At 41.1% G+C, this 22648-nt stretch carries 22 protein-coding genes and 2 pseudogenes; 8 read left to right on the plus strand and 16 right to left on the minus strand.

All coding sequences use genetic code 11. From position 1 onward, the window contains the following. Position 1 precedes the first annotated feature (1 nt). The 4 genes from MTN96_RS05210 to MTN96_RS05225 all read right to left on the minus strand — a co-directional run bounded on the left by MTN96_RS05210 (position 2) and on the right by MTN96_RS05225 (position 2778). Positions 2-907: a cation diffusion facilitator family transporter gene (locus tag MTN96_RS05210; RefSeq protein ID WP_248530895.1), complete on the minus strand. Its 906-nt coding sequence runs from the start codon at positions 905-907 to the stop codon at positions 2-4. A 76-nt stretch (positions 908-983) separates the two neighbouring features. Next, entirely contained in the window at positions 984-1439 is a 456-nt protein-coding gene (locus MTN96_RS05215) for a hypothetical protein (RefSeq protein ID WP_054982491.1), read from the minus strand. Positions 1440-1456: 17 nt separating this feature from the next. After that, on the minus strand, positions 1457-1693 hold the full coding sequence (locus MTN96_RS05220; RefSeq protein WP_054982490.1) for a hypothetical protein: 237 nt from the start codon (positions 1691-1693) through the stop codon (positions 1457-1459). Positions 1694-1764: 71 nt separating this feature from the next. Further along, positions 1765-2778 carry a DUF5924 family protein gene (locus MTN96_RS05225; protein ID WP_054982489.1) on the minus strand — a complete coding sequence of 338 codons (1014 nt, stop codon included), beginning with the start codon at positions 2776-2778 and terminating at the stop codon, positions 1765-1767. Positions 2779-3334: 556 nt separating this feature from the next. Between MTN96_RS05225 and MTN96_RS05230 the strand changes: the two genes are divergently transcribed. Together MTN96_RS05230 and MTN96_RS05235 are read left to right on the plus strand one after the other, a co-directional pair. Then, the gene (locus MTN96_RS05230) at positions 3335-4309 is read left to right on the plus strand and encodes a DUF1852 domain-containing protein (RefSeq protein ID WP_004586506.1); all 975 of its coding nucleotides are present in this window, start codon (positions 3335-3337) and stop codon (positions 4307-4309) included. A 29-nt stretch (positions 4310-4338) separates the two neighbouring features. Next, a complete protein-coding gene (locus MTN96_RS05235; protein ID WP_248530896.1) occupies positions 4339-5370 on the plus strand; it encodes a methionine synthase in 1032 nt (343 codons plus the stop codon). A 113-nt stretch (positions 5371-5483) separates the two neighbouring features. Here the strand turns inward: MTN96_RS05235 and MTN96_RS05240 are convergent, their stop codons facing one another. Beyond that, a complete protein-coding gene (locus tag MTN96_RS05240; protein WP_248530897.1) occupies positions 5484-6287 on the minus strand; it encodes a Stf0 family sulfotransferase in 804 nt (267 codons plus the stop codon). A gap of 489 nt (positions 6288-6776) precedes the next feature. Continuing rightward, positions 6777-7751 (minus strand): annotated as a pseudogene (locus MTN96_RS05245) (transposase). A 73-nt stretch (positions 7752-7824) separates the two neighbouring features. Between MTN96_RS05245 and MTN96_RS05250 the strand changes: the two are divergent. Next, positions 7825-8783 (plus strand): annotated as a pseudogene (locus MTN96_RS05250) (IS110 family transposase). 36 nt (positions 8784-8819) lie between these two features. On the opposite strand, the gene MTN96_RS05255 reads toward MTN96_RS05250, so the two are convergent. The 3 genes from MTN96_RS05255 to MTN96_RS05265 all read right to left on the minus strand — a co-directional run bounded on the left by MTN96_RS05255 (position 8820) and on the right by MTN96_RS05265 (position 9979). Beyond that, the gene (locus MTN96_RS05255; protein ID WP_024032218.1) at positions 8820-9056 is read right to left on the minus strand and encodes a DUF3144 domain-containing protein; all 237 of its coding nucleotides are present in this window, start codon (positions 9054-9056) and stop codon (positions 8820-8822) included. Positions 9057-9202: 146 nt separating this feature from the next. Then, entirely contained in the window at positions 9203-9604 is a 402-nt protein-coding gene (locus tag MTN96_RS05260) for a hypothetical protein (protein ID WP_248530898.1), read from the minus strand. Positions 9605-9682: 78 nt separating this feature from the next. Continuing rightward, positions 9683-9979 carry a hypothetical protein gene (locus tag MTN96_RS05265; protein WP_131679654.1) on the minus strand — a complete coding sequence of 99 codons (297 nt, stop codon included), beginning with the start codon at positions 9977-9979 and terminating at the stop codon, positions 9683-9685. Positions 9980-10248: 269 nt separating this feature from the next. Between MTN96_RS05265 and MTN96_RS05270 the strand changes: the two genes are divergently transcribed. Then, complete coding sequence (locus tag MTN96_RS05270) at positions 10249-10449, plus strand: phage integrase N-terminal SAM-like domain-containing protein (RefSeq protein ID WP_248531051.1); 201 nt, start codon at positions 10249-10251, stop codon at positions 10447-10449. A 99-nt stretch (positions 10450-10548) separates the two neighbouring features. Here MTN96_RS05270 and MTN96_RS05275 read toward each other — a convergent pair whose 3' ends face one another. The 7 genes from MTN96_RS05275 to MTN96_RS05305 form a co-directional block, all read right to left on the minus strand. Next, entirely contained in the window at positions 10549-11319 is a 771-nt protein-coding gene (locus MTN96_RS05275) for an SDR family oxidoreductase (protein WP_248530899.1), read from the minus strand. A gap of 9 nt (positions 11320-11328) precedes the next feature. After that, complete coding sequence (gene mmsB / locus MTN96_RS05280) at positions 11329-12228, minus strand: 3-hydroxyisobutyrate dehydrogenase (RefSeq protein WP_248451393.1); 900 nt, start codon at positions 12226-12228, stop codon at positions 11329-11331. After that, complete coding sequence (locus MTN96_RS05285) at positions 12225-13388, minus strand: enoyl-CoA hydratase/isomerase family protein (protein ID WP_248530900.1); 1164 nt, start codon at positions 13386-13388, stop codon at positions 12225-12227. The genes mmsB and MTN96_RS05285 overlap by 4 nt, the downstream gene beginning before the upstream one ends. Next, a complete protein-coding gene (locus tag MTN96_RS05290) occupies positions 13388-14173 on the minus strand; it encodes an enoyl-CoA hydratase (protein ID WP_248530901.1) in 786 nt (261 codons plus the stop codon). The genes MTN96_RS05285 and MTN96_RS05290 overlap by 1 nt, the downstream gene beginning before the upstream one ends. Before the next feature lie 10 nt (positions 14174-14183). After that, positions 14184-15341 carry an acyl-CoA dehydrogenase family protein gene (locus MTN96_RS05295; RefSeq protein WP_248530902.1) on the minus strand — a complete coding sequence of 386 codons (1158 nt, stop codon included), beginning with the start codon at positions 15339-15341 and terminating at the stop codon, positions 14184-14186. Positions 15342-15482: 141 nt separating this feature from the next. Then, positions 15483-16973, minus strand: coding sequence for a CoA-acylating methylmalonate-semialdehyde dehydrogenase (locus tag MTN96_RS05300; RefSeq protein ID WP_248530903.1), 1491 nt, complete (start codon positions 16971-16973; stop codon positions 15483-15485). Between the two features lie 103 nt (positions 16974-17076). Further along, the gene (locus MTN96_RS05305) at positions 17077-18258 is read right to left on the minus strand and encodes an acetyl-CoA C-acyltransferase (protein WP_064385417.1); all 1182 of its coding nucleotides are present in this window, start codon (positions 18256-18258) and stop codon (positions 17077-17079) included. Between the two features lie 330 nt (positions 18259-18588). Between MTN96_RS05305 and MTN96_RS05310 the strand changes: the two genes are divergently transcribed. The 4 genes from MTN96_RS05310 to MTN96_RS05325 are packed head-to-tail and all read left to right on the plus strand — an operon-like array spanning position 18589 to position 22647. Then, positions 18589-19023 carry a MerR family DNA-binding transcriptional regulator gene (locus tag MTN96_RS05310; RefSeq protein WP_004587901.1) on the plus strand — a complete coding sequence of 145 codons (435 nt, stop codon included), beginning with the start codon at positions 18589-18591 and terminating at the stop codon, positions 19021-19023. A 46-nt stretch (positions 19024-19069) separates the two neighbouring features. Next, the gene (locus MTN96_RS05315; RefSeq protein WP_024034119.1) at positions 19070-20245 is read left to right on the plus strand and encodes an isovaleryl-CoA dehydrogenase; all 1176 of its coding nucleotides are present in this window, start codon (positions 19070-19072) and stop codon (positions 20243-20245) included. A gap of 10 nt (positions 20246-20255) precedes the next feature. Continuing rightward, positions 20256-21863 (plus strand): carboxyl transferase domain-containing protein, encoded by a 1608-nt coding sequence (locus tag MTN96_RS05320; RefSeq protein ID WP_248530904.1) that lies wholly within the window; start codon positions 20256-20258, stop codon positions 21861-21863. Positions 21864-21876: 13 nt separating this feature from the next. Continuing rightward, on the plus strand, positions 21877-22647 hold the full coding sequence (locus MTN96_RS05325) for an enoyl-CoA hydratase/isomerase family protein (protein WP_004587898.1): 771 nt from the start codon (positions 21877-21879) through the stop codon (positions 22645-22647). Position 22648 lies beyond the last annotated feature (1 nt).

The following is a 22648-nucleotide window of genomic DNA, read 5'->3' on the forward strand; positions in this document are numbered from 1 at the left end:
TTTAACCATGAGCATGCCCATGGTTAAACATACAACCTGCGCTGCCTTGGCTGCTTTCAACTTGAATGGTGGCGTGTTCAATGTCAAAGTGGTCATGTAAATGGTGCTGTACTTCAATTAAAAAGTCGTTATTTAATGCGTTGTTGTCAGTTACTAAGTGAACAATAAGCGCAGACTCTGTGGTACTTAGTGGCCATACACGTAGCCCATGCACACCTGTTACATGCTCAATACTTAAAAAATACTGCTTTAGTTTTTCTATACTAATATTTTTGGGTACGGCGTCTGTGGCGTAATTGAGCGAGTCTTTAAATAATCCCCATGTGCCAATAAACACAATCACGACAATACTCAAACTTACAACAGGGTCTACCCACTGCCAGTTTTTAAATAAAATAACAATGCCGGCAATTACCACACCTAAAGACACCGCAGCATCGGCCGCCATATGTAAAAAAGCACCTCTAATATTTAAATCGTGCTTTTGCCCCTGCACAAACAACAACGCAGTTAATGTGTTAATTACCACACCTATAAGCGAAACCACTATAACCGTCATGCCTGTAACCGGCTGGGGATTTTCAAAACGCTCTATGGCATGCCAAGCTATGCTAGCAAGGGCAACCATAAGTAAAACAGAGCTCATTAAAGACGCTAACACCGTTGATTTTTTATAGCCAAAGGTGCGCTTGTCGGTAGCTGCTTTACTTGCCAAAACATTTGCCCCCCACGCAAGTAATAAACTAACCACGTCGCTTAGGTTATGTCCTGCGTCGGCTAAAAGCGCGAGGGAGTTGGCAAAAAAACCGTACCCGGCTTCTATCACGACAAATATAAGATTGAGTAAAACGCCTATAGCAAACGCGCGATTATAGTGACTAATATGATGGCTGTGATCGTGACTCATGTTGCTCCTTACATAGTAAATAACTTGATTAACCTGAGCTGTGAAAAATCTATTTTTAGCGCTCGCTGTGTTTAATTTATAAGGTTAATGAGGTATGTGTTCGGAAAAGTTTAAGTGTACCTAATAAATAAAACAGCCCATAAATACTGCATACAATTGAGCTTACAATCCAAAATACAATGGAGTTGTGATGAATTAACTGACTGGTTGTTACAAAAGGAGCGATTAACCCTGCTATCCCCCTTAGTAAATAAACACCTGTTATTAATACCAAAGCCGTTTTTAAAAAAGGCAGCTTTAAAATAACACCCGCGCCAGAGAGCGCATACATGCCCCATATAGCAAGTATGGCTGATATAATTAAAGTAACAAAGGTAGGATACGTACTTCCCTGCTTAGCCAACTGCGCCATGTGCTCACCAGCACCAAAAAAGCGATACCAATCAGGGCCGCCAAAAATACAGGTAATATGTAAAAGTGACGCTATAAAACTTAAAACCCCCGCTATAACCAATAGATTATTAAACTTCATATAGTTATAAACCTAAGTTATTGGCTTAGGTAAGCAACAAAACCAATTAACGCTGCGTAAAAGCTAAAACCAACTAAACATATTAGGTAAACGTTTTTAGCTTTATTTGCCTTAAAGCTCATATAATCTTTAATGTCAGCTTTAAACTTACCAAAGGTGAATACGTTTAAAATTGCACAGCCGGTAGAGTACAAAATAAACCCTAAAATGGTTTCTATCATTAGCCACATAACAATATCTAAAGCAATGCTCATAACACTCATCCATTAAGTAATGTAAAAACAGCGTATCAAATCTATAGTTGATTATCAGCGAATTTATAGCGTTAAGGTGTAACAATAAATTTCGTAAGCCCTATTAATTGCCCAGACTCAGTTACCACTTTTACTTGCCACTTACCTTTAGCATCATGCGGAAAATTTACTTTATGAGTCCATGCTCTGTAGCCTTGTTTTCGCCCGCCATTAATATTGAGCGTAATTCTGTCGACCTCTTTTTTATTGTGTATCCATACATGAAATATTTTTTCGTTTAGGCCTCTTGGCGCTTTTACTGCGGTCCATGTGTATAACCCTTCATGATGAAGTGTATATAAATCAAGAGTATCAATGCTACCTAGCGGTTTTTTATGCTCAACATCTACTTTGTGTGCCAAGGTAATATCGGTTAAACGCAGGGCTGCTGGCGGAACATAACTGCGAAGCTGCCAAACCCCAGCGCTTATTACACATAAGATTAAAACTAAAATAGGAAAACGCCACCAGCGCGCATCAGGCATTAAGTTTGTTAAGCTAGGTAAAGTAATAAGCACTGAGGTTACAAGCGCAATTGCTAAGCTTTGGCTCGTAGTTAGGTTTAATAAAATAGGTAGCGTAACAAGCAAAACCACAAATAATGCAAAGTTATGAAATACTGTAAACAGCGTGCGGTTTTTAGCTAACTTTTTATAGTAAAATGGATCTATTACCGATATAAAGGCACATATAATAATCAGCGATGTAAAGAGTGCTTGTGGGTGATCCCACTGAGTAACCGCTAAAAAAAACGGTAACGCAAAAAATAGGCTTTCTTGTTGCACCATTTGCAGTGCAAAGCGCATTACATTAGGAGATACGGCGACCCCAAAGCGCTCTTGTACTTTATCGCGTAGCCAATTGTCGATGATCAACCAAAACCAGCTCACCAGTAAAACAATGGCAATAACTTGCGAGAACGACTCTTTTCTATCAACCATTACATAGCTTGCAACACCTGAGCAAAACGCCAATACAGCCAATAGCCCTGGTCGCTTTTGCATTGCCACTATAAATTGAGTAATGAGATTTTTTAGTTTGTTCATTTATTTTAGTGTCCGTACATAATGTACTTTATTATTATCAAGTTAGTTAAATCAGTGTAACTAAGCCTAGATGAACAACACATAGATGCCTGCAGGTATTATTGTTAGTTGTTGCATTAAAAACCACTCCCTTTTACCCGCTATTTTAATTAATAAGTGCCTAAAACTTTCCGTAAAACTACAGTAATTTTTAAAACTGTAACTTTAAGCGTTAATTAAAATAAGGGTTACAGCCGTGCCTGAATTTTATTAATGCGTAACGTGAATTTACTACAACAAACACATCTAGACGTCTAAACACCTATAAATTATACGCTGCACTATTTTTTTAGATGCCTAAATACAGGTTTATGTTCTCTCAGTAACACATTTAATTTATATAAATGAATCAAACTCATGTTTTATGTGAAATTAAACCGTTTTTATTAAAGCACCAATCAACGTATAAATTATCCATCGGCCAGCGCTTATAAGCATTAAGCCTGTTTATTACAAAACCACCCTTTGGGCACGCTAAAGGCTCAGGTTTTAAATATACAATATGGATAGAGTCACCATGAGTAAAAACATTACATTTAATATTAAAAGTCAGCGCCTTGATGAAAACTACCAACCCGCTGAAAACACCCGTATTACCACTAATTTTGCAAACTTAGCACGAGGCGAACACCGCCAACAAAACTTAAGAAAAGCGCTAAATATGATCAACAACCGCTTTAACACCCTTGCTAATTGGGATAACCCAACCGCTGAGCGCTACAGTGTAGAGCTTGAGATTATTTCTGTAGATATTGGTTTAGATGAAAACAGCCAAAGCTTTCCTTCTATAGAAATATTAAAAACGAATATTATTGATACCAAAACAAACAAGCGCATAGAAGGTATTGTTGGTAATAACTTTTCATCGTACGTTCGCGACTACGACTTTAGCGTGTTACTTCAGCAACATAATAAAAATAAACCACAATTTAGTATTCCCGATAATTTTGGTGAGCTGCATGGTAAGTTATTTCAATCGTTTGTAAGCTCAAACACCTATAAGCAACACTTTAAAAAACCACCGGTAATATGCCTTAGTGTGTCAGATAACAAAACCTATCATCGCACTGCCAACGAGCACCCTATTTTAGGTATTGAATACCAACCAAACGAATCTTCGTTAACAGAGCAATACTTTAAAAAAATGGGCCTACAGGTGCGTTACTTTATGCCTGCAAATAGTGCCGCACCTTTTGCCTTGTTTTTCTTTGGTGACTTACTAAACGATTACACCAACCTTGAGCTAATAAGCACCATTAGCACAATGGAAACCTTTCAAAAAATTTATCGCCCAGAAATTTATAACGCCAATGCCAAAGCGGGTAACGCCTTTAAGCCTAATTTAAAAAATGCCGACCACTCGCTCACGCAAATTATTTACGACAGAGATGAGCGCAGTAAATTAGCCGCCGAGCAAGGCAAGTTTGCTGAAGAGCATTTTATAAAACCGTATAAATCAGTGCTTGAGCAATTTACAACAGCAAACGTTTAACCTTATTTTAATAAAGGGTCACTCTTATTATGAAAACATTATTACCTACATCTACAGCTGGCAGTTTACCAAAGCCCTTATGGCTTGCAGAGCCAGAAACCCTTTGGTCGCCGTGGAAGCTTCAAAACAACGAGCTTATTGAAGGCAAAAAAGACGCCCTGCGCATTGCACTTCACTCACAACAACTCGCTGATATTGACATAGTGAGCGATGGCGAGCAAACACGCCAACATTTTGTAACTACATTTATAGAGCATCTAAACGGTGTTGATTTTGAAAAACGAAAAACGGTAAAAATACGCGACCGTTACGATGCAAGTGTACCAAGCGTAGTGGGCCCTGTTAGCCGCCAAAAACCTGTATTTGTAGAAGACGCTAAGTTTTTGCGCTCGCAAACTAATCAACCTATAAAGTGGGCACTACCCGGCCCAATGACCATGATAGATACACTTTATGACGACCACTACAAAAGCCGCGAAAAACTAGCCTGGGAATTTGCCAAAATACTCAACCAAGAGGCCAAAGAACTAGAAGCCGCAGGTGTTGATATTATCCAATTTGATGAGCCCGCGTTTAATGTATTTTTTGATGAAGTAAACGATTGGGGCATTGCCTGTTTAGAGCGCGCAATTGAAGGGTTAAAATGCGAAACTGCTGTGCATATTTGTTATGGCTACGGCATTAAAGCCAACACCGATTGGAAAAAAACACTTGGCAATGAATGGCGCCAGTACGAAGAAGCTTTTCCTAAATTACAGCAATCAAATATTGATATTATCTCACTTGAGTGTCACAACTCACACGTACCTATGGACTTACTTGAACTGATCAGAGGTAAAAAAGTAATGGTAGGCGCTATTGATGTAGCCACCAATGAAATAGAAACACCCGAAGAAGTAGCCGCTACTTTACGCAAAGCCCTACAGTTTGTAGATGCCGACAAACTCTACCCCTGCACAAACTGCGGCATGGCCCCGCTTTCGCGCGAAGTTGCGAACGCTAAGCTTAATGCATTGAGCAAAGGCGCGGAAATAGTAAGAAAAGAGCTATTAGTGCAGTAAAGGTTTATCTAAAAGTGACTATCATTAAATTGGCCCACTAGTATATTTTTACTAATGGGCCATTAAATATAAAAAGCACGAGGAAAAAATCGCTTAACCTATAAATATACAAATTAAGACAACACTTTCTTAACCTTTTTCTTAATCTTTTTTATAAGTTCAGGTTTTTGTTCAGGAATTAATTTACTTGATAAGTTAAACTCTGAGCAAAAACGTTCTTCCCATTCTTTGTTTAGCTTATTACTTTGTTTACTCGTAACTTGTTCAGTAGGTATATCTTCAACATTTACTGAAACACCCATAAATTTAGCTATATCAGAAATAGTCTTATCCAAATTATTTTTGACATTATCAAAATTCATTTCCATATAATTACAGTCACTCGCCGCGAGAGAATATCGCCAAGACGAGTTATTTTTAATAATACTTTTAAGACTTTTATCAATACTCGAGTAATCATATTCAGGGTTTTCGTTTACAGGCTCTTGCCCCGCAATCCATACCCCAGTTTGGCTTGCTATTGATAAAGACACAGCTTGATTAAGCACATTTTCTCTTGATAACAAAACATAATAAGCATCAGGAAAATAATTAACTAATTGTTCAAATCCACCAAATTCTTCAATGTGCTGATAATGTAACTTTATTCCAAATACCCCATTGGGTGATGTTCTGCGTTTTTGTATCTCATCTAAAACCTCATAAAAATCATCGGTTTTAAATTTTTCTTTCCATTTTTTTAAATTAGCAGGATTGGCATATTCTAGGGGAAAACCGAACGCATGCGTATTATGTAAAGCATGACCAAGCATATGACTACCACAACGTTCAGTTGATGCGATAATAAGCACTTTTGCAGGTTTAGAAACTCGTGGGTAATCATGCTCTTCTAAAAACTGTTCCTCATATAAGTGCATAAACAGATCCTTGTTGTTTAGTGAAAATAATAATAAATCATTAAAAATACTACACCTATAGAATAGGCTTGTAAATATTGTATATTTTCATTAAGCAACATATATAGTGCAATAGATTGATAATAAAGGGATTAAAAAGTTTAAATATTGTACACACGCATTATTCTTCAGAATAATCTACATTCTATAATTTTGTTAAAAAAACGATAAATCCTATCGTATTGAAAATATATTAGATCCGTATTTTAAATAAACAGAGAATTTTAAATAACAATCCAATTTTTAAAAACCTCTAGGGCCTTATTAGTTAAGGGTACAAATAGCAAAATCGATAACTATTTTGTACTGACTAAAAAAAGGCGAGCTAATAAACCATGAGTCACTTGTATTTCATCCATTAAAGAAGTCATTAGCATTCCAAAACCTGAATTACACGCATGAAAATAACTGCAAGATTGCAGTTTTAATTTTTACTGAGTAATTTTTAATTTATGCGAGTAGCTTTTCGCAATTGCTAATATTTGAACGCCGTTTGCGCTTTAAATTTTCACAGTAACTTGCTTGTGAAGTGGGCTTCCCTACTGCACCATGAAATACGCGCGTAAATTGTGTGGTAAGTTTTAACCAGTTTTCTGGCGATATATTAAGCCTTTCTAACAAAGGAATGGCCATATTATTTATATGCCCAAGCTTATCCTCTCGCATTATTCGCCCTGTTAGCTCAACGAGTTCAAGGTACGATTTAAGCTCAAACGGCATCCCTTTAGACATAATTTGACGTGGCAAACCTGCAAAGCGAAGTAGTTGTTTCGGCTGCTTGCCTTCTTTTGCGCATATTAAGCGTACTTGAGCGCTGGTATGGTCTGACTCTTCTGGCGTGTTAGCCATCTTGGCTCTAATGGGGTTTAAATCGACATAGGCCATACACGCTGCAATTGCGGCTTCATAAAGTAAAGCTTGCGATTTGAATCTACCCTCCCAAAACCTCCCTGTGCAGTTATCTTCTTTATTTGCTCTACGCGCTATATTTTCATTTAATAGGCGCATAAACCAGCTGATACTTGATAGGCGCTCTCGGTATTGATTTACCGTTTGATTAAAAAAGATGAGTTCAACTTTACTTAGCTTCTCGCCTTATATGTATTTTTGCGTTAACAATGTGCCTTTACAGAGTTTATGCCAGCGAATAACAATCGCTTTATCATTCAGCCTATTTGCTTTTTTATCATCTACATACAGTACTAAATGGGTGTGATTGCTCATTACGGCATAAGCGCATACATCAAAACAAAATACCTTAGCTAATTCAAGCAACTTATCTTCAACCCATCCTCGTCGATGCTCTTAAGATTGACCAGTAAAACGGTCTTCCCCACATAAAAAAGCACGACGAACACACCGTGAAATACAATGGTAGTATTTTGTATCAACCAAACTTACTTGTCGCTTTCTTGCAATTGCCATAAGACACCCAGCTCGTTTTTTACACTGATTAAAACGTAGTCTTCAATTTTAAAAAGAGCAAAATTTAAGTTGGGTGTCTAATTTATTTTTTTATAATCAAAATGAAATTAACGTCGGTGTCGATACAGGTAAAACACAACTCGATATTTATATCAGGCCTTTAGACATTTATTTTACTGTAGAAAATAACCAAAGTGGCATTAAACACGCCATTCAAATCTTAAAAAAACACCCAGTAACGCGTGTTACTATTGAGGCGACTGGTCGTCTTGAACAGCCTTTTATTATAGCCTGCGCTGAGGCGAATATTCCCTTCGTTGTTGCTAATCCTGTGAACATAAATGCTTCGCAGGCGCTATCGGACAAAAAGCTAAAACTGATAAACTTGATGCACAACTTATCGCTCACTTTGGTGAAGCAATTAAACCGCCTTTATCATCTTTAAAGTCAGAGCAAATGCGCTTGATGAGTGATTTACTCTCGAGAAGACGCCAGTTAATGGGTATGCAAACGATGGAGAAAAATCGTTCTCAAATAATGCCAAAAACACTATCATCACTCATAAAACCTATCTTAACTGCACTGAAAAACCAAATAGATAAAGTCGATTTAAAACTTCAAAAACTGATTGAGGAATGTGACGAATACAAAGCAAAAAATGCCATTATCCAAAGTGTGCCTGGTGTTGGCAATGTGGTCGCATTTAACTTGCTTAGTGATATGCCTGAGTTAGGTTATGTGAACAACAAAGAGGCAGCTTCTTTAGTGGGTGTAGCCCCATTTAATCGTGAAAGTGGTGTGTATCAAGGTAAGCGAATGATACGTGGCGGCCGACCTAAAATTAGAACTGCCATGTATATGGCAATGATGTCAGCCATTCAGTGCAACTCTAAATTTAAAGACCTTTATCAACGGATGGTCAAAGCAGGAAAGCCTAAAAAAGTAGCTATAATTGCGTGCATACGAAAGCTGGTAGTAATCATAAATTCAATGGTGCGAGATGGTGTCATGTGGGATCCTAAATTGGTTTAAAATTAGGAATTGACACCATAGTCACTTGTTATATGTTTATTTACTTGAATAATGCTCAATAGAGTTTCGAAGCATGTCCTCGTACATTTCAATATACTCAGAAATATTTGCATCTAGCTCGTTTGGAGATGAGTTAGCAATAATACTTTGAGCGTTATAGCAAGCTGTCGCAAATAGCATAGATGAGCTCGCTTGAGCCATTGAAGTTTCACTTTCAATTTCAATGGCCTTTTCTAAATATCGCTCTACTACTTCTCTAAATTTATCATCCATGCTCGGTGCATTCCCTAAACATATAACTTCCCAATAACGGGCGCAGACATGTGGGGCATAATGGCGAAGCCGCCCCGCGTGTATGCGTCCCAGCGAACGAAGTGAGTGTGTTGATTGGGTTGTTAGGGTTACAACTGCTCAGGAGCTTATCCTTTATGATCAACACGGAACTTACCTTTAACTGCGAACCAAATACCAAGGAAGCCGAAAGCAAAGAAAAACAATACAGCATTGAAAATAGATGGCTTGGATCTATGCCCTGATATTAATTGGCCCTCACCCAATTGACTCAGAAAATATACAATGGATAAGCAAAATGCGATAAGTCCGATTGCGCGTCCTAAATAGTTACGTATCTTGCCACTAGTGACGCACATTACAAAGATGATAAAGCAAAAAACACCAAACCCATAAATAGCTATTGGCTTACTCATATCGGGCGCAATTAAAATCATGACAACGCCAAAAAGGCCAGAAGTGCTACCAAGCAAGATTCTGGAAAAGGGACTTAATCCTTTATTGAGTACCTTTTGGCTAGATTTATACATGTTAACTATCCTTGTAACCCTAACGCTCAATTAAAGGGCGGCTACAAGCCGTCCATTTTAAATTTCTTGTTAAGTGTTTTAGCTCCATTTATGCACCATTAAATTATCGCTATGTTGAGCTAATTGGTATGAAGTTGCACCTAAGACTCTTTGAAATAAAGAACCATTTTTGTTGCCTTTTACTCTAACAAATTTATCTTCGTGCCCGTCTTCGATTTCTACAATATATTTCGTTGTGACTTCTTCACCACTATTCGAGCGAAGAAGTACATCATACTCCTTGCCCTCTACGAACTCTGACCAATCACTGAAATAGGCCGCGAGATCAGTTTCTAATGAAAAATAAGATTGTATATGTATTTCTGGTGGAGTCATAAGTGCACTTAACAATTTTGTCTACGACATTTGTCGTTTTATAAACCGACAAATGTCCATATATTACAGTGCATTTATCTTAACCATCAAATAAACACCTGTAAACAATTAGTTAACTGGAGAATATTTTTAATCAATGCACAAATACACCGAAATGGTGGAGATCAGTAATATTGGACAAAACAACAAGCGCTGTCTATATATACAGTTAATTTTTACTAGAGATTAATATCATGAAATCACCTTTTTTAACTATGATAGCCGAACAAATGTATCTAAAGCGTTATACTAAAAGTACCATTAAAGCGTATTTATACTGGGTAGCTTCGTTTATTCGATTTAATTCTATGAGGCACCCAACAACAATGGGAAATAATGAGGCCGAACTTATTTTGAATCACTTAGTCAACCAAAAAAAGTGGCTCCTAACACTCAAACCAAGCCTTAAATGCGTTGAGCTTATTATTTAAAGAGGTGATTCAAAAGCCACTCTTATTAGGCATTTTTAAAACAAAAAAGCACAGCCCACAAGCGCCATGCTTTTTAAATCAATCTTAACCTAGTTCGGTTTACAAACGAATACCGCCGTCTATTTCAACCACGCGACCGGTGAAAAAGTCGTTTTCGATTATGTACTGTGCAGTATGGGCAATTTCGTCGCTTTCGCCTAAGCGCCCTACTGGTGTTACTGCAAGCATACGCTGTTTGGCTTCGGGTTTCATGGCGTCGGTCATGGCGGTGCTTATTACGCCTGGAGCAATAGCGCCTACACGTATACCAAATCGACCTAGTTCTTTAGCCCATGTGGTTGTAAGTGCCACTACGCCTGCTTTTGAAGCTGCGTAGTTTGTTTGCCCAATATTACCCGCGCGCGCTACGCTCGACATATTAACTATTACGCCGCCTTTGCCTGATTCAATCATGTGGCTTGTAGCTTCGCGCCCTGCTAAAAATACGCCAGTGAGATTTACATCAATCACTGATTGAAATTGCTCAAGTGACATTTTTTTAACCACTTTGCCGTCTTTTGCTTTTATAAACATGCCGTCGCGTAAAATGCCGGCGTTGTTTATAAGCACGCCAATGTGTCCAAAATCGCTGTTAATAGTATTAAATACGTTTTCTACTTCGCTCTCAACAGTTACGTTTGCGGCGTAGCCTTTAATAGTGCCAGATACACCTTCAAGCTGCGTTAGTTGATCGCATGCGTTGTTTAACAGCTCTTGCGCCATATCTATAAGTGCGATGTTAGCGCCCATAAGGGCAAATTTTTGCGCCATTGCAAAGCCTAAACCTTGTGCGCCACCGGTTATTACTACCGTGTTATTTTTAATTTCCACGCCTTGCTCCTACTTAGAAAACAGTTTAAAAATGGCGCTAAAATCATCACTGCCAGCACCTTGGTGCTGTAGCATAGTGTATAAATTTTTAGCCATTGAACCCATTGGGGTTGAAGAATTACTTTGCTGCGCGGCTTCCATGGCAAGTCCTAAATCTTTAGCCATTAAATCGACCATAAAGCCCGGTTTGTAATCGTTACTTGCAGGGGATGTATCCATTACGCCTGGGCATGGGTTGTAAAGTTCAAGGGTCCAGTTACGGCCAGAGCTTGCAGTCATAATGTCGCTGAGTACTTTTGCATCTAGCCCATTATTAATACCCATTTGCAGGGCTTCGCTCGTACCTGCCATTAAAATACTTAACAGCATGTTGTTGCATATTTTTGCAACTTGTCCTGCGCCAATATCGCCTGCATGAAATATGTTTTTACCCATATCATTAAGCACAGGTTGTGCGGTATTAAACGCGGCTTTACTACCACCAACAATAAACGTAAGCGTGCCTGCGGTTGCTCCAGCAACACCGCCCGATACCGGTGCATCTACAAAGCTAATACCCTGCTCGCCAAGTGCGCTGCCAACCACACGGGCCGACTCTGCATCTATTGTTGAGCAATCTATCACTAAGGTGTTGTTGCTAAGCACATTAATTAAGCCGCTATCGTCGTTATTGCCTAAATAAAGTGATTTAACATGTTTGCCCGCAGGTAACATACTAATAAGTATATCGGCATTGGTTGCACATGCATTTGCATTATCAGCTGCGTGTGCGCCTTTACTTGCAAGTTCATTTAAGACCGACTGGTTTAAATCAAATGCTGTAACATTATGGCCGGCTTTAATTAAGTTAGCCGCCATTGGGCCGCCCATATTACCTAAGCCGATAAAACCAATATTGAGTTTAGTCATCGTCTTTCCTTTATGTGTGTTGGGGTGTCTAAGCCATTGAGTGGGTGATTTTCGCCAAAACGGTTAGCAAAAAAGCTCTCTATTATGGCTTGTGGTACATCACTCAGTGTTTTGTATTGCCAATTAGGCGCGCCGTCTTTATCTATTAATAGTGCTCTTACGCCTTCTTGAAATTCACCTACTTCGCCAGCGCGTACCGACATACCCAGCTCCATTTTAAAACACGCTAGTAAGCTTTTGCCTTTACTGGCTTTTAGCTGCTCACTTACTAGCGCGCAACTTAGTGGGCAACCATGCTTAAGTGATTTTTGGGCGCGTTGCAGCCATTTATCGTCAGTAGCTAGGCCTAAAATATAATCAACTTGTTCTTGTAGCGTATTAAGTTCAGCTAATTTTTGAATGGTTGCTAAGTTAGCTTTAATATTGCCTTTGGGCATACGCGCAGATTGGTTATCTAAATCGGTTAATAATTTAGTCAAACGCTCATGATTTAAACTTGCGGTTTTGCCCCACTTAGCCGCTAAAATTTGCGCTAGCATGGCATCATATTTAGTGCTGTCGATAAAGTGATCAGCAAGCGATACAAAGCGTGCATCTTCACAATTAATAGAGGCCGATGTTAGCCCTAAAAATAGCCCCACACCTTGTGGCATTTTATGTAAAAAGTAACTACCGCCTACATCTGGGTATAAGCCTATGGTTTGCTCTGGCATAGCAATGCGCGATGTTTCGGTTACTACGCGGTGGCTAGCACCGGCCATTAGGCCTAAACCGCCCCCCATTACTATGCCGTGCCCCCATACTAAAAGTGGTTTTTCGTAGCAATGAATAAGGTAATCAAGTTTGTACTCAAGGGTAAAAAAGTCTTCCACTAAGCTTGTTGGTTTTCCTTGCGCCATTGCATGATGAAGACTCACTACATCGCCACCAGCGCAAAATGCTTTATCGCCAGCGCCTTTTAAAATAACCATTGCGATTGCATCATCGCTTTGCCAAGCGCGCAATTGCGGCTCGAGTAATTTGATCATGTCAAAATTAAGGGCGTTTAATGCTTTAGGTACGTTGAGTGTAATAAGCCCAATTAAGCTGCCATTTGCTGCACTTGCCGTTTCAAATAGCACGGGGTCGTCGGCATTATTTAATAACGTTAAATTACTCATTAGCCATTTACCCAATTTGCGCGGCGTTTTTCTAAAAAGGCATTAACGCCCTCTTGTTGATCTTGTGTATCAAACAATCCAACAAACAATTCACGCTCAAGTGGTAATATACTTGCCATTGGTTGGTTGCGGCCTTTTTGTATAAGCGTTTTACATGCAGCTACCGAGCTTGGGCTTTGCTCGCTTACTTGATTGGCAAGTTTTAACGCCGCTGCAAAGCTTTCCCCTTGTGGGACTACTTCCTCTACTAAACCAATTTGCAGGGCTTTATCGGCTTTTAAGCGCTCGCCGCATAAAATCATTCGTTTTGCCCAGCCTTCACCTACAAGCCATGCTAAATTTTGCGTGCCACCCGCGCACGGTAACAAACCCACTTTTGCCTCTGGCAGTGCCATTTGTGCTTGCTCTTCTGCTATGCGAATATCACACGCAAGCGCTACTTCTAACCCGCCGCCCATGGCATAACCGTTAATGGCCGCAACCGACACCCCTGTAAAATTAGTCAGTGCTTCAAAGGCTTCACCAAATACACGCGACATATCAGCGGCAACGCCTTTATCGCCACTAGCAAATACGTTTAAATCGGCCCCGGCGCTAAAAAACTTCTCGCCTTCGCCAGTAAGCACTAAGGCATAAATGTTTTTGTTGTTATTAAGCTCGTTAACTTTGTTTTTTAAATCAATTAAGGTGTCTTTTGTCCAGGTATTAGCTGGTGGGTTAGACATAGTTAAAATAGCAACATGGCCTTCGGTAGTCAGTTCAATACTCGGGTTAGATTGTGACATAACTTGCTCCTTATAAAACGTCGCTTGCAGACTCGGCTAAAATACGGCGCGCTATAATTACACGCATAATTTCGTTAGTGCCTTCTAAAATTTGATGAACGCGTACATCACGTACATGGCGCTCAAGCGGGTATTCTTTTATGTAACCGTAACCACCATGTACTTGCAGTGCCTCGTTACACACAGTAAAGCCAACGTCGGTGGCAAAGCGTTTAGCCATGGCGCAATAGGTGGTTTTTTCACTATCGCCGGTATCAAGTTTAAATGCCGCCAGCCTTACCATTTGGCGTGCAGCTACAAGCTCAGTGTTCATATCTGCAATTTTAAATTGCAAAGCCTGAAACGCAGCCAGAGGCTTACCAAATTGAGTACGCTCTTTTAAGTACTCTTTTGCCGTGTTTAGCGCAGCTTGTGCAGTACCAATTGAGCATGTGGCAATATTAATACGCCCGCCATCTAGGCCTTGCATGGCAAATTTAAAGCCTTCGCCCTCTTTACCTAATAAGTTATCCGCCGGAATACGCACATCTTCAAAACTAATTAAGCGTGTTGGTTGTGCGTTCCAACCCATTTTTTCTTCTGCTTTACCGTACTCAACGCCTTGTGCGTCACCAGGAACTACAAATGCCGAAATACCCGCAGCGCCTTCGCCACCGGTACGTGCCATTACTACTAATACTTCGGTTTCGCCCGCACCCGATATAAACATTTTTGAGCCGTTAATAACGTACTCATCACCTTCAAGCACAGCTTTTGTTTTTAGTGATGCTGCATCTGAGCCTGCCCCTGGCTCTGTTAAACAATAAGAGGCAAGTAGCCCGCCCATTACTAATTGTTCTACGTATTTGTCTTTAACTGCATCTGTACCAAAACTTGCTACCATCCAGGTGGCCATATTATGAATAGTTAGCATGGCCGTTGTAGCTGTACAGCCCATCGCAAGCTGCTCAAATATAATGCTTGAATCTAAGCGTGATAAACCAAGGCCGCCGGCTTCCTCTGGCGTGTATAAACCGCAAAAACCAAGCTCGCCCGCCGCTTTAATCGTATCTTTAGGAAAAATATGCTCGCGATCCCACTTTGCGGCATGTGGAGCAAGTTCTGATTCTGCAAATTGGCGTGCAGTTTCTGCAAAGGCTTGTTGATCTTCTGATAAGTTAAAGTCCATGGTAGACCTCTTTAATTGTGTTGTTAGTGTGTCCCATTAGGGTAAATGAGTGAAGAGCGGCAAAGGCTGATGTGTGTGTTCTAGTTGCTTGTCAGCGGGTTTAGCCTTTGCGCCCTTCTTTATTATTATTTTTGAGTGTGTTTATTTTAAATTAATGCTCATGTTTGGACCTGAAGCGATGTCATCTTCAAACCAACGTGAAGTAATGGTTTTAGTTTCTGTGTAAAAACGTATACCTTGCTTACCATAAGTGTGTGTATCGCCATAAAACGAGCCTTTCCAACCCGTAAACGAGAAAAACGGCAGCGGCACCGGAATAGGCACATTAATACCCACTTGGCCTACTTCAATTTCATGTTGAAATTTACGAGCCGCAGCACCACTTGAGGTAAATAACGAGGTACCGTTGCCGTACGGGCTTTCGTTAATAAGGGCAATTGCCTCATCAAGCGTATCTACAAACATACAGGCAAGCACAGGGCCAAAGATTTCTTCTTTGTATAAGTCCATTTCTTTTGTCACATCGGTAAACAGAGTTGGGCCAACCCAGTTACCTTGATCAAAGCCCTCTACTGTGTAGTTTGAGCCATCAATTAAACAGGTGGCGCCTTGCTCTTTACCGCTTTCTATAAGCGATAAAATACGCTCTTTTGCGGCTTTTGATGTTTGCGGGCCGTAGGCTGCGTCTTTGTCATCCCACACGCCTGGGCGTACGTTTTTAAAGCCAGCTTTTATTTCATCTACCCACTCACTTGCTTGGCCTACAAACACAGCCACCGAAATACCCATACAACGCTGGCCTGCTGCACCAACCGATGCGCCAACTAGGTTATTTACCACGTGCGATTTACTCGCATCTGGCATAATAACCATGTGATTTTTAGCACCCACACACGCTTGTACGCGCTTAAGGTTTTGTGTGCCTTTAGAATAAATGTATGCACCTACACCACACGAGCCCACAAACGAAATTGCACGTACGGCTTTGTCTTCTAATAAGCGGTCTACTTGCGGTTTTGTACCGTGTACAACTTGTAATACGCCTTTTGGTGCGCCGGCTTCAATAAATAGCTCAGCTAAACGCATTGGAGTGAGCGGGTCTTGCTCAGAGGGTTTTAAAATAAAGGTGTTACCACATACAATAGCTAGCGGAAACATCCAAAGAGGGATCATCGCCGGAAAGTTAAACGGCGTAATGCCTGCACAAACGCCAAGGGGCTGCATGTAAGAATAGGTATCGATTTTACGGGCAACATTTTCCATTGTTTCGCCCATCATTAGTGACGGTGCGTTAGCTGCTTGTTCCACTACTTCAATACCGCGCCATACATCGCCTTTTGCATCTTCAAACGTTTTACCTAGTTCGTGGCAAATAATGGTTGCAAGCTCATCGTGGTGCTCTTTTAACAGCGCCGCGTATTTCATCATAATGCGGGCACGCTCGGTAATGGGCACATCTTTCCATGTTTTAAATGTTTCTGAGGCCGAGGCAATCGCTGCATCCATTTCTGAGTCGGTAGTGCATGGGACTTGCGCAAGTACTTCTTGGTTTGCTGGGTTAATTACATCAATAAGCTCGTTTGAAGCCGACTGAACAAATTCGCCATTTATAAGTAGTGGAACTTGGTGCATGGGTAAATCCTGTTGTTAGTGTGTTCTTTTAAAAAATGGCACCGTTTTGTTATTAGTATGAGTACGGTGCATTTTAGTTGCTGTTAGTTAATTAACTGTTTTGTTAGTAAGCCTCTACAGCCATGGCTACAGCTTCGCCGCCGCCAATACATAAAGACGCAATTCCTTTTTTAAGGCCACGGTTTTTAAGCGCGTGAATAAGCGTGACTAAAATTCTCGCGCCGCTGGCACCAATCGGGTGGCCAAGTGCACACGCCCCACCGTTTACGTTTACTTTGCTCTCATCAAGTTTTAATTCGTTAATAGCAAGCATGGTAACCATGGCAAAGGCTTCGTTAATTTCCCAAAGATCTACATCAGCAGTTGTCCAACCTGCTTTTTCAAGCACGCTGTTCATAGCGCCCACAGGTGCTACTGTAAATTCACTTGGTTTTTGAGAGTGCGTGCTGTGCGCTACAATTTTACAAAGCGGTGTTAAGCCTTGCTCTTTAGCTTTTGATTCGCTCATTAATATAAGCGCTGCGCCACCATCAGAAATTGACGATGAATTAGCCGCAGTGATGGTGCCGTCTTTTTTAAAGGCAGCACGCAGGCTTGGTATTTTTTCTGGGCGGGCATTACCGGGTTGCTCATCAACCGATACGGTTACATCGCCTTTGCGAGTTTTTATGGTGTGCGGCGCAATTTCGTTTTCAAAGCTGCCGTTTTCAATTGCCGCATTAGCTTTACTTAAAGAGCTAAGTGCAAACTCATCCATTTGCTCACGGCCAATGCCGTACTCATCGGCAGTATCTTGTGCAAAACAGCCCATTGCTTTGTTATCGTAAGCATCTTCTAGGCCATCGCTCATCATATGATCTTTAATTTCGCCGTGGCCCATACGCATACCGCCACGTGCTTTAGGTATAAAATACGGTGCGTTACTCATGCTTTCCATGCCGCCAGCAATTGCACTGCTAATTGAGCCCGCTTTAATTAAGTCGTTTGCGAGCATGGCGGCTTTTAAACCAGAGCCACATACTTTATTAATGGTGGTAGCACCCGTGCCCAGAGCAAGGCCTGCTTTTAACATTGCTTGGCGTGCTGGCGCTTGGCCAAGGCCCGCCGGCAATACACAGCCCATAATTACTTCATCTATTGCATCATTTGCTAAACCAGTTTGTGCAAGCGCACTTGCAATGGCGGTTGCGCCAAGCTCGGTAGATTGTGCATCGGTCAACGCGCCCATAAACCCGCCCATTGGCGTACGCTTTGCTGCTACAATTACCACTGATTCTAAAGTCATAATTAACTCCGTTGTATTTATATGCAAATAGTTGTTAGAATATTTGCTCTATTAATTTAGTATTCATTTATTGTTTAACACCCTTACACAATACTAACGTTTACGCTAACGTCAACTAAAAAGCGTTTAATTTTTAGTTTTAAAAGTGTAAGCATTATTTTCCAGTAACGGCGAAGTGAACAATCAATAAAAATAAACTATTGAATATTAATGATATAATTTAACATTTCACATCAACACTCCTTTATAAATAGTTTCATACCACACCAAGCTTTACCTTTACGTAAACTTCACTTATATTGGAGTTATTCGAATGAGGTAAACACAACTATGAAACCAGATAACCAAACAAACTTTGCAAGTTCTGCAAAAGCGCCAAGCAGTAACGATCAAACCTTTAGTATTAGCGATTTAGCTAAAGAGTTTGATATTACCACCCGCTCTATTCGTTTTTACGAAGACCAAGGTTTAGTAAGCCCAGAGCGCAATGGCCAAACCCGTATTTATTCAAAACGCGACAAAGTTCGCTTAAAACTAATACTGCGAGGCAAACGCTTAGGCTTTACATTGGCTGAAACAGGCCGTTTGTTTGAACTGTACGACGCTGATAAATCAAGCGCTAAACAGCTGGTGACTATGCTCGATTTAATAGCAGAGAAAAAAGCCGACCTTTCTCAGCAAATGGACGACATAAAAGTTGTGCTTATGGAATTAGTGACAGCGGAGCGCCGCTGCAGAGACACACTTAATAAAATAGACGAGTAGCCTATTTTAATAATAAAAACACACTGACAACACACAGGAATGAATCATGAGCACTATTTCACTTTATAAAGAGATGAACTTTGGCCTTGGCGAAACCGCCGATATGATCCGCGACCACGTAAATAGCTTTGCAAGCCAAGAAATTGCGCCACTGGCTGAACAAACCGATATGGACAACGCGTTTCCTAATCAGCTTTGGCCGCAAATGGGCGAAATGGGTGTACTAGGCATGACCGTATCTGAAGATTTTGGCGGTGCAGGCTTAGGTTACTTAGAGCATGTAATTGCAATGGAAGAAATTAGCCGTGCGAGTGCATCAATTGGCTTAAGCTATGGTGCGCATTCAAACTTGTGTGTAAATCAAATTAACCGTAACGGTAACCAAGCACAAAAAGAAAAATACTTACCAAAGCTTATTAGCGGCGAACACATTGGTGCCCTTGCCATGAGCGAACCAAATGCAGGCTCTGACGTGGTATCAATGAAACTTAAAGCTGAAAAAAAAGGCGATAAGTACATTTTAAATGGCAATAAAATGTGGATCACCAACGGCCCCGATGCACACACATTTGTTATTTATGCAAAAACAGATTTAGAAGCCGGCGCTAAAGGCATTACCGCATTTATTGTTGAAAAAGACTTCCCTGGTTTTTCTACCGCGCAAAAGCTAGACAAGCTTGGTATGCGTGGCTCAAACACGTGTGAACTGGTGTTTGAAAACTGCGAAGTACCAGAAGAAAACATTTTAGGTAACCTAAACGAAGGCGTTAAGGTACTAATGAGCGGCCTAGATTACGAACGTGTAGTACTAGCTGCAGGCCCGCTTGGCATAATGCAAGCCTGTATGGATATTGTTGTACCGTACATTCATGAACGTAAACAGTTCGACACCCCTATTGGCCAATTTCAGTTAATTCAAGGCAAAGTAGCCGACATGTATACACAAATGAACGCAGCGCGCTCATACGTTTATACCGTTGCAAAAGCGTGTGACCGCGGCGAAACCACCCGTAAAGATGCCGCCGGCGCCATTTTATATGCCGCTGAGCTTGCCACTAAAATGGCGCTCGATGCCATTCAAATTTTAGGGGGTAACGGCTACATAAACGAATACGCCACAGGGCGCTTATTGCGTGATGCCAAACTATACGAAATTGGTGCTGGCACATCAGAAATACGTCGCATGCTTATTGGCCGCGAACTCTTTACCGAAAGCCGTTAAGGATTAAATTATGACGATATTAAAATCGAGCGTTAATCCTCACGATCCTACATTTGTGCAAAATCACAAAAACATGGCAGCTTTGGTTGATGATTTACATAGTAAAGTAGCCACCATTAGCTTAGGTGGCGGCGCTGCGTTAAAAGAGCGTCACGAAGGCCGAGGAAAGTTATTTGTACGCGACCGTATTAGCACTTTATTAGATGCAGGCTCACCTTTTTTAGAAATTTCACAATTTGCAGCCTTTGGTGTGTACGAGCAAGAAATTGCCTGTGCAGGTGTAGTTGCCGGTATTGGCCGTGTTAAAGGCATTGAATGCATGATCATTGCAAACGATGCCACGGTAAAAGGCGGTACGTACTTTCCTCTCACTGTTAAAAAGCATTTACGCGCGCAAGATATAGCCGAGCGCTGCCACTTACCCTGTATTTATTTAGTTGATTCGGGCGGTGCCAACCTGCCCGAGCAAGACGATGTATTCCCTGATAAATTACATTTTGGGCGTATTTTTTATAACCAAGCCCGTATGTCGGGTAAAGGTATTCCTCAAATTGCTGTGGTAATGGGGTTATGTACCGCAGGCGGCGCATACGTACCGGCTATGGCCGATGAAAGCATAATAGTAAAAGAGCAAGGCACTATATTTTTAGCCGGCCCGCCACTTGTAAAAGCAGCGACTGGTGAAGTAGTCAGCGCCGAAGAATTAGGCGGCGCCGATGTGCATTGTAAAACATCGGGGGTGGCTGACCACTTTGCAGAAAATGACGAGCATGCGCTGTCTATTGCGCGCCAATGTATTGAGCGTATTAATTACACGCGCCCTACAGCCCCTCTTTTAGAGGATGTAAAACCACCACGTTACGATATAAACGAGCTTTACGGCATTGTAGGCACCGACCTTAAAAAGCCGTTTGATGTGCGTGAAGTTATTGCCCGTACGGTGGATGATTCATCGTTTGATGAATTTAAACGCTACTTTGGTGAAACGCTGGTAACAGGTTTTGCCAGTATTTACGGTAACCCTGTAGGCATAGTGGCTAATAACGGCATTTTATTTAGTGAGTCGGCGCAAAAAGGCGCGCACTTTATTCAACTATGTGCACAGCGCAATATTCCTTTAGTGTTTTTGCAAAATATTACCGGCTTTATGGTGGGTAAAAAATACGAAGCTGAAGGCATAGCAAAGCACGGCGCTAAAATGGTAATGGCGGTTTCGTGTGCCGATGTACCTAAATTTACGGTGCTAATTGGTGGCTCTTACGGCGCGGGTAACTACGGTATGTGTGGCCGAGCATTTGAACCCACCATGATGTGGATGTGGCCCAATGCCCGTATTTCGGTAATGGGCGGTGAGCAAGCCGCCGGTGTAATGGCGCAAGTTAAACAAGATGGTTTAGCACGTAAAGGGCATAGCATGAGCGAGCAAGAAGTTAGCGATTTTAAAAAGCCAATTATTGATCAGTACGAAGAGCAAGGCCATCCGTATTACGCAAGCGCCCGCTTGTGGGACGACGGCATTATTGACCCTGCCGATACCCGCAACGTATTAGGCCTTGCCTTAAGTGCAGCTAAAAATGCACCACAGCAAGACTCTAAGTTTGGCGTATTTAGAATGTAACCGGAGCGCAAAAATGTCAGTAACACTACAAATAACAAAATCTAATGTGGCTGTACTTGTTTTAAGCCGAGTTGAAAAACGCAACGCATTTAATAGTGAAGTAATACACGAGCTAATTCAGTGCATAGAGCATGCAAATACGCTCGATATTCGCGCTTTAGTTTTAAAAACTGAAGGTAAGCACTTTTCTGCCGGTGCCGATTTAGCTTGGATGAAATCAATGGCTGATAACAACTACGCCGATAATCTTGCCGATTCTATGCAGCTCGCTAAATTAATGCAGGTACTAGCCGCCTCTCCTCACCCAACCATATGTGCTGTACAAGGCGCTGCGTTTGGTGGGGCATTAGGCTTAATTGCATGTTGCGATATTGCCCTAAGTAAAGACGATGCGCAGTTTTGTTTAAGCGAAGTAAAGCTAGGGCTTATTCCTGCGGTAATTAGCCCGTATGTAATTAAAGCCATTGGTGAGCGCGCTGCGCGCCGCTACTTTTTAACTGCCGAGGTGTTTGATGCCCACACAGCAAAACAACTTGGTTTGGTTCATCAGGTGACCGGTAATTTAGACTGTGCCCTTGATAACATGCTGCAAACATTAATCGATAACGGCCCAGTCGCTGTAAAAGCCGCTAAATCATTAATTAACGATGTAGCAAATAAGCCTATTAATGATGATCTTATTGAACTCACGGCCGAACGTATTGCAAATATTCGGGTATCGGACGAAGGCCAAGAAGGACTAAGCGCCTTTTTTGATAAACGCCCTCCCGCTTGGCAACTGTAGG

This window comes from Pseudoalteromonas sp. 2CM28B (genome assembly GCF_023161935.1).